At 58.7% G+C, this 7,447-nt stretch carries 7 protein-coding genes and 1 pseudogene; 3 read left to right on the top strand and 5 right to left on the bottom strand.

All coding sequences use genetic code 11. The features are described from left to right. The 4 genes and pseudogenes from VL003_RS04415 to VL003_RS04400 form a co-directional block, all read right to left on the bottom strand. Window positions 1-265, bottom strand: a pseudogene (locus VL003_RS04415) (M48 family peptidase); the annotation flags it as partial. A 73-nt stretch (window positions 266-338) separates the two neighbouring features. Further along, the gene (gene aroC / locus VL003_RS04410) at window positions 339-1,400 is read right to left on the bottom strand and encodes a chorismate synthase (protein WP_325439964.1); all 1,062 of its coding nucleotides are present in this window, start codon (window positions 1,398-1,400) and stop codon (window positions 339-341) included. A gap of 70 nt (window positions 1,401-1,470) precedes the next feature. Next, window positions 1,471-2,952: a protein adenylyltransferase SelO gene (locus tag VL003_RS04405; protein ID WP_325439962.1), complete on the bottom strand. Its 1,482-nt coding sequence runs from the start codon at window positions 2,950-2,952 to the stop codon at window positions 1,471-1,473. Then, window positions 2,949-3,347 (bottom strand): DUF2069 domain-containing protein, encoded by a 399-nt coding sequence (locus VL003_RS04400; RefSeq protein ID WP_325439960.1) that lies wholly within the window; start codon window positions 3,345-3,347, stop codon window positions 2,949-2,951. Before VL003_RS04400 ends, VL003_RS04405 begins: the two co-directional genes overlap by 4 nt. A gap of 72 nt (window positions 3,348-3,419) precedes the next feature. On the opposite strand from VL003_RS04400, the gene VL003_RS04395 reads away from it, so the two are divergent. Together VL003_RS04395 and VL003_RS04390 are read left to right on the top strand one after the other, a co-directional pair. After that, the gene (locus tag VL003_RS04395) at window positions 3,420-4,799 is read left to right on the top strand and encodes a YihY family inner membrane protein (protein WP_325439958.1); all 1,380 of its coding nucleotides are present in this window, start codon (window positions 3,420-3,422) and stop codon (window positions 4,797-4,799) included. A 21-nt stretch (window positions 4,800-4,820) separates the two neighbouring features. Next, complete coding sequence (locus VL003_RS04390; protein ID WP_325439956.1) at window positions 4,821-5,291, top strand: CBS domain-containing protein; 471 nt, start codon at window positions 4,821-4,823, stop codon at window positions 5,289-5,291. 44 nt (window positions 5,292-5,335) lie between these two features. On the opposite strand, the gene dusA is transcribed toward VL003_RS04390, so the two are convergent. Next, window positions 5,336-6,331 carry a tRNA dihydrouridine(20/20a) synthase DusA gene (gene dusA, locus VL003_RS04385; RefSeq protein ID WP_325439954.1) on the bottom strand — a complete coding sequence of 332 codons (996 nt, stop codon included), beginning with the start codon at window positions 6,329-6,331 and terminating at the stop codon, window positions 5,336-5,338. 130 nt (window positions 6,332-6,461) lie between these two features. On the opposite strand from dusA, the gene VL003_RS04380 reads away from it, so the two are divergent. After that, window positions 6,462-7,430, top strand: coding sequence for a homoserine kinase (locus VL003_RS04380; RefSeq protein ID WP_325439952.1), 969 nt, complete (start codon window positions 6,462-6,464; stop codon window positions 7,428-7,430). Window positions 7,431-7,447: the final 17 nt, after the last annotated feature.

The following is a 7,447-nucleotide window of genomic DNA, read 5'->3' as shown; positions in this document are numbered from 1 at the left end:
GCGTGATCGCCCGAACCCGTGCCGTCTGCTGGGTGTTGACGTCTAGCGCACCCTGCGCCTTCGCCTGCGAAAGAATGCCGTGATATTGCTGCTGGGCCTCTTGCATCAGCGCTTGTTCGGACACCAGGCTGGACATATATTGCTTGCGGTCTACCCCCACTGTGCCCGAGTCTGTAGTCTGAACGGCCGCGCAGCCACCGAGCACCACAGCGCCGGCAACAGCGGCAACAGCACTCCCTCGTTTCAAGAATCCGATCGTCTTCATGTTCAGCTCCGATTTTGAAGGTTGATTCCTAACAGCCGGCATCGCGGGCCATTTCAAAGCCTGGCAATATCGGCTAGCTTGCCGTCTGCGCTCGCTGACGCAGCGCATGGTCCATCAGCACAATGGCCAGCAGCGATTCAGCGATGGGTGTGGCGCGAATACCCACGCAAGGATCGTGCCGCCCCAGAGTCTGCACCTGAACGGGGCTGCCCTGGCGATCGACCGAGCGACGCTCGATACGTATGCTGGAAGTGGGTTTTATGGCCAGCGAAACGGTAATGGGCTGACTAGACGAAATACCGCCCAACACACCGCCCGCGTGGTTCGAGGTGAAACCAGTGGGGGTGATTTCATCGCCATGCTCTGAACCGCGCTGCGCAATACTATCGAAGCCTGCACCGATCGACACCCCTTTTACCGCATTAAGCCCCATCATGGCGTGGGCAATATCGGCGTCAAGCCGATCGTATAGGGGCTCGCCCCACCCCGCCGGAACGCCTTCGGCCACCACTTCGATCCGTGCACCAATCGAGTCGCCGTCGCGACGAAGTTGGTCCATGTAGTCTTCAAGTTGTGCCACGATGCCGGCATTTGGCGCATAAAAAGGGTTGTTCCCCACTTCGTCCCAGGTCTCGAACGGAATGGCGATAGGACCCAACTGGCTCATATACCCGCGTACCGATACGCCATAGTGTTGCGCCAGCCATTTCTTGGCAATGGCCCCGCCCGCAACCGTCGGCGCCGTAAGTCGAGCCGAAGAACGTCCCCCGCCACGTGGGTCGCGCACACCGTATTTTTTCCAGTAGCTGTAGTCGGCATGACCGGGCCGGAAAGTATCTTCGATGTTGCTGTAGTCCTTGCTGCGGGCGTCGGTATTGCGAATCAGCAAGCCTATGGGCGCGCCGGTGGTTACGCCGTCGTACACACCCGACAATATTTCAACCTGGTCTGCTTCCTGCCTTTGGGTAACGTGGCGCGACGTGCCGGGGCGCCGCCGATCGAGTTCGGACTGAATGTCTGCTTCGGAAAGCGCCATACCGGGCGGGCAACCGTCGACCACCGCCCCAATGGCGGGCCCATGTGATTCGCCAAAGTTGGTGACGCAAAAAATTTTGCCTAAGGTATTACCGGACATGTGATGAATAGATTGAGTAAGACAAACTGAAAAATAAAGTACGTGCAGGGCCGTAAGGCCAATTATGACATTACGAGGAGCAACTTACCTGAAGCGTGTGCGCCCAGTCGGGCGCCTGCGCTGCATAGGCTTCGTAGCCCGGCTTTTCGGTATAGGGCTCACGCAACAATGTAAGCAATGTGTCGATCTCGCCTGCGTCGCCATTCTCGGCAGCGCGTATGGCGTTCTCGGCCAAGTGGTTGCGCAATATATACAAGGGGTTGGCTTGTAACATCTGTTTGGCGCGCTCGGCGTCGGGCCGGGCGTCCAGTTCGATACGCCGACGGTAGTCGGCCAGCCACGCCCGTGCCGGCTCGTGCTCTGAAAACAATTCGAGGAACGGCGCAGCGTTGTCCAGTGCACCTGCCAGCCGGCGAAAACACAGCGTGAAATCTGCTTTTTGCGTATGCAGCAAACGCCACCAGTCGTCGACCAGCACTTCGTCGCCGTCGCGCCAGGCGCGCAGACCGAATTTGCGAACGAGGTTGCCCTGGTAGGCATCAAGAAAGTCTTGCTCGAAACCGCCCAATTGCTCTCTAAGATCGTCTGCGTCGGGGCCCAGCACGGCCAAGGCGCTGGCCAAACGGTACAAGTTCCAATGCATGACCGAGGGTTGCGCGTTCCAGGCGTATCGGCCGTGAGTGTCTGTGTGGTTGCAAACATGCCCGATCTGAAACCCGTCCATAAAGCCGTAAGGGCCATAATCAATCGTCAGACCAATAATCGACATATTGTCGGTGTTCATCACGCCGTGGCAAAAACCGGCAGTTTGCCAATCGGCCGCCAGGCGCGCCGAGCGTGCCACAACAGCACGCAAAAAACGCAGCAAGGTCGCATGCTCTTTACCCGCATCGGCGCCCGACCTTTCGCGGCACTCCGGGTAAAAGTGATTGACCACGTAGTCAAGCAAGACCTTCATTTGCTCGGGCTGATGCGTCCAGTGCTCGAACGAACCAAAGCGAACGAAGGTGGGTGATACGCGGGTAACCACTGCGGCCCTTTCCACCGTTTCGCGATAGACGGGGTTATTGGCTGTAACCAGCGCCAAAGCCCGGGTGGTAGGAATGCCCAGACCGGCCATGGCTTCGCCCGCCAGATATTCGCGCACCGAAGAGCGTATTACCGCGCGGCCGTCGCCCATTCGTGAATACGGAGTAAGCCCCGACCCCTTCAGTTGCAGCTCGAAATTGCCCTGTGCAGTGACGACCTCTCCCAGCAAATGGGCTCTGCCGTCACCCAACTGGCCCGCCCAGACGCCGAATTGGTGGCCGCTGTACACGGCAGCGAGGGTATTGCCGCCCTTCAAACCGCGGGAACCCGCGCAAACCGCAAGAAAATCGGGGCTTTGCACGGCTGATTCAGAGAGGCCCAGCATGCGGGCGACCGGGGTGTTGACATGCAGCAGCCTGGGTTGATCAAGCGGCTGGGGTTCGAGACGCGTATAAAAGTTTGCAGGCAGCCCCGCAAAGGAATCTACCCTGGGCAGGTCGTCGATGGAATCGAACTGGTTCACGAGGAGCTCGCCTTACGGTTGGCGCGCGCCGACGCCTTGAAGGCGCGCTTGGCCGGCCGCACATAAAAAATGGCGCACAAATAAAACACCAGCGTCAACAAAACCTCAATGCCCGCCATGGTTGCCGAAGCGGGCGAAGGGTCGGAATACACACGTACCACGCCTTCCATAAAGTAAATCAGTATCAGCATGGACGCCCACTGCATGGTGTATAAACTGCCCTTGAGCACCCCCCGCAGCGGAAGCAACAAGGGCAACACTTTAAGAACCAGCCACGACCCGCCGGGGCGAAGCGGCGCCAGCCAAAGCTCCCAGATCAGGCACAGCACAATCAGCGCAATAAGCGCTGCCGAGGCGCCATAACGCAGCGCAGGGTTCAAACGAGTCGTAGTCATACTGGTATTATTACCCGGATTGACGAACCTGTTGTCGTCGGCTCGGGCCCATACCCGCATGCCGCTCCTGCCATGCAACAAAAAAATGCCGGTCCCGCCTCCAGCACCAATACCCGCCGCGCCCGTTCTTACGACTGGTTGGGAAACGTCGGCCAGGCCGCACGATATGCGTTACAGCGCGCCAGCGAGAAGCGCCTGCCCCAGATTGCCGCCAGCCTTACCTACACCACGGTGCTGGCCATTGTGCCCATGCTTGCAGTGGTGCTTGCGCTGTTTACGGCGTTTCCGCTGTTCGGCGAGTTCAAGCTTGCGCTTGAAAGCTTCCTGACCACCAGTTTGATGCCGCCTTCAGTTTCTGAAAGCGTCATGGGCTATCTCAACCAGTTTGCGGCCAAGGCGTCCGGCCTTACCGCCGTGGGCACGGCTTTTCTGGTGGTGGTTTCCATCATGCTGATCATGACCATAGACGGCGTGCTCAACGACATCTGGAGCGTCGAGCAGCGTCGGCCGTTACGCCAGCGCATACTGGTCTATTGGGCGATTGTTTCGTTGGGGCCCATTTTGGCCGGGGCCAGCCTATGGACAACTACCGTACTGACCCAGCAATCGCTGGGTCTGATTGGCGAGATGTCGGCCGGACTGAACCTGCTTTTATCAGTGGTGCCGGTACTGATCACCGGCCTGGGCTTTGCCGCGCTGTTCGTCTACGTACCCAACCGCCAGGTGTATTGGCGCGATGCGCTGGTGGGCGGCGTGGGAACCGCTGTTGTGCTGTCGATCATGAAATCGGGGTTCGCGCTGTATATCTCCAAGTTCCCCTCATATACCGTTATTTACGGTGCGTTTGCGACCCTGCCCATCTTTTTGCTGTGGATCTATCTTTCTTGGCTTGGGATACTGCTTGGCGCAACGGTTGCCGCCACGCTTCCCGCGTTGCGCATGCGCCGATGGGCTGAAGCGCGTCAGCCGGGTGCCGCCATTGTCGATGCGGTCAGCATCCTTCGTTTGCTGCGCAGCGCTCAGGGCAGCCCTTCGCCGGGGCGCAGTTCGCGCTTTCTAAGTGCGCATCTGCGGCTGCACCCGGACGAACTCAATCATCTACTGACAACCTTGCGCAGCTTGGGCTGGGCGGTACCCACGCAAGACAAAGACAAGGGTTCAGACCAATGGGTGCTGGCCTGCGACCTTGATGAAGCCAGGCTGGGCCGCCTAGTTGACCATTTATTGATCGACCGCAGCCAGCCGGGCCTGGAAAGCCTGCCGTGCCTGCTGCCGGCTATTGCAGAAGTGTTGACATCACAGCCCGATCTCACCATCTACCAATTGCTTGACCAGCTTAAACAACCGCCTAAAGAACAGCAAACTCTGGTTGCCGAAGAAAACAAAGCCGACCAGCCCCAGGCGCTTCTATCGGAAAGCGGCAATATAGGGCAAAATACAACTAGATCTTAAGCTGAGCGAGGAGGACGCATCATGTTGAAAGTCAGTGAGATCCTGCGTGTCAAGGGCCACACCTTGTACACGGCAACCCCCGACATGCCCATTACAAAAGCGCTCGAAACCATGAGCGAACAAGACATCGGGTCGTTGGTCATTATGGAACACGGCGAACTCGTCGGCATGCTTACCTTCCGCGAAATCATCCGCCACCTGCACGCCAACGGCGGCAATACCGGTACCTACACCATACGCAGCATCATGGACGACGCACCGGTCAGCGTCACTCCCAACACCAGCGCCGAAGAAGTTCAGCGCCTTATGCTCGACAAGCATGCGCGCTACATGCCGGTCATGGACGGGCCGGTCCTGCAAGGCGTCATCTCGTTTTACGATATGGCTCAAGCCATTGTCGCCGCACAGCAGTTCGAGAACACCATGCTCAAGGCCTATATTCGCGACTGGCCGGGCGATGCCGGGTCGCAAAAGATCGAAGAACGCAGCTAAACGTCAAAGTCATTCAAAGCGCCCTCTGCTCACAGGGCGCTTTTCTATTCAATTCGGGACACCAGGTCGTGCCATGCGGCTTCGATCATACCGGCATCATTGGTGTTCAGCACAGCGGCATCTGAAAGCGTACGCCGCCAATAGCGCGAACCGGGCCGCCCGCTCATCCAGCCCAGCATTGGCTTGACGACCATGCGCAAGGGTACGCCCTGTTCGACCTGACTCTTCGCGTAAGCGGTCATGGCGTGCACAACCTGTCCCGGCTCAGGCACCTCAACGTCGGGGTCAAGCCGGCGCGAGAGCTCGGACAGCACTCCAGGGTTATGCCAAGCGGCCCGCCCCAGCATCACGCCGTCAAAATCCCGCAGCAGCCCACTGGCCTGCTCGACTTGATTAATGCCGCCGTTCAACACAAACACGCCGTCCGGAAAATCGGCCTTCAACCTCAGTGCGACGTCGTACCGCAAAGGTGGAATCTCGCGGTTGTCTTTGGGCGACAAGCCTTTAAGCACTGCGTTGCGGGCATGAACAATAAACACCCGGCAGCCCGTCTCGTACAGCGTTCCGACAAAGTCGCGCACGAAACCGTACGATTCGTCGTAGTCCAGTCCCAACCTGTGCTTGACGGTAACCGGTACCGAAACAGCGTCTTGCATGGCTTTGACGCAATCGGCCACCAACTGGGGCTCGGCCATCAGGCATGCGCCAAACGCCCCCTTCTGCACCCTGTCTGAAGGGCATCCACAGTTAAGGTTGATTTCGTCGTAGCCCCACTGTTGACCCACGCGCGCACTGTGTGCCAGCGCCTGGGGGTCGCTGCCACCTAATTGCAACGCCACTGGGTGTTCAGATTCATTGAAATCCAGATGGCGGGCAACGTCGCCGTGCATCAGGGCGCCGGTCGTGATCATCTCGGTATACAGGCGCGCACGCGGCGCCAGCAGCCGATGAAAAAAGCGGCAGTGGCGATCGGTGACGTCGATCATGGGGGCGACACAGGCGCGCCAGTCGCCGGTCACGGTTTCAGGAGGGTGTTTCACGATGCGGTATAGTGCTTGGTACGGGCAAACAACGATTTTAACGTCCACGCCGTTTTGCCGCCCGCGCGCATGGTTCGCTGTTTTACAATCTGGCGTTCTGCGCCTCTCTTTCAATGTCTGCTTAATTTCTATGGCTGTATTTACCCCTGTCAGTGACGACGATGCACGCGAGCTTTTGGGCCGCTATTCACTGGGCGAACTGGTTTCTTTGCGGGGCATTACCGCCGGAATCGAAAACACCAACTACTTTCTTACCACTACACAGGGCGAATACGTACTGACGCTCTTTGAAGTGCTGACCTACGAACAATTGCCGTTCTATATTGAGCTGATGCATCACCTGGCGCAAAACGGCATACCCGTACCTGAACCCCAGACCCGCCTCGACGGCGAACGTCTTGGACTGCTTCATGGCAAGCCCACCGCCATCGTGACCAGACTTTCGGGTGGCTACGAGCCGGATCCGGGGCCGACCCATTGCGCGCTGGCCGGTGCCACCCTGGCGCGGACCCACCTGGCAGGCAGCACGTTCAACATGCAGCAACCGAATCTGCGGGGGTTGAACTGGTGGCGCGAGACCATTCCCAAGGTATTGCCTTTTTTAGACGACAAGCAGGCTGCACTGATCCGTTGCGTGCTGGACGAGCAGATTGCATTCGCCGCGTCGGACACCTACAGTCAATTACCTTTTGGCCCGGCGCATTGCGACCTTTTTCGCGACAACGTGCTTTTTGACGGCACCTACGAAACGCCCCGCATGGGCGGTTTTATCGACTTTTACTTTGCGGGCTGCGACACCTGGCTGTTCGACGTGGCGGTAAGCGTCAACGACTGGTGCATAGACCGCAACAGCGGCGCACTGTTACCCGAAAAGCTGCAGGCCTGGCTGGACGCCTACGCCAAGGTACGCCCGTTTACCGAGACCGAGCGCCAGGCCTGGCCATTGGTTTTACAGGCGGCGGCCCTGCGCTTCTGGACCTCGCGCTTGTTTGACTACTTCTTACCCCGTCCGGCGCAAACACTAAAACCGCATGACCCGCGGCATTTCGAACGCATCTTGCGCGAACGCCGTTCGACGCCGGCGCCGTCTTTGCCCTAGCCTTTTAACAGCCACGA

The sequence above is a fragment of the Pusillimonas sp. genome (assembly GCF_035515275.1).
In the GTDB taxonomy this organism is placed as follows: domain Bacteria; phylum Pseudomonadota; class Gammaproteobacteria; order Burkholderiales; family Burkholderiaceae_B; genus Pusillimonas.
This window is presented reverse-complemented; position numbering and strand designations above follow the sequence as displayed.